The following is a 405-nucleotide window of genomic DNA, read 5'->3' on the forward strand; positions in this document are numbered from 1 at the left end:
AATCCATCTATGTGTGTTTAATGCTCGCGTCCACTATACAGTTCTCACACAACACCCCAACCACACACCACCAACACAACAAGTATCAGCAGACATAATGGTCAGGCACAAAAAAGGGGAATAATGCCCCAGACACCCAACAATGCACCAACATACAAACAACAATTACTTTTCACTGTGCATGGACAACAGTGTGTCACAAAGCGCCATTCAAACACTCGGCTTGCCACTTAGGTGTGTGTTTCACCCGGACAATTTTTCAACAATAAAAGTTGGCAGTATGACACTCGCATACTCAACCAACCACAGGGTGCAACTGCACCCGAATAATAAAAGCTCCTTAGAAAGGAGGTGATCCACCCGCACCTTCCGGTACGGGTACCTTGTTACGACTTCGTCCCAATC

The 405-nt window shown here is 46.2% G+C and carries 1 rRNA gene; it reads right to left on the bottom strand.

The features are described from left to right. Nucleotides 1-344: 344 nt before the first annotated feature. Nucleotides 345-405: ribosomal RNA gene (locus tag QP909_RS11790) — 16S ribosomal RNA — on the bottom strand; the annotation flags it as partial.

The organism is Corynebacterium sp. MSK195, assembly GCF_030228885.1.
Lineage (GTDB): Bacteria > Actinomycetota > Actinomycetes > Mycobacteriales > Mycobacteriaceae > Corynebacterium.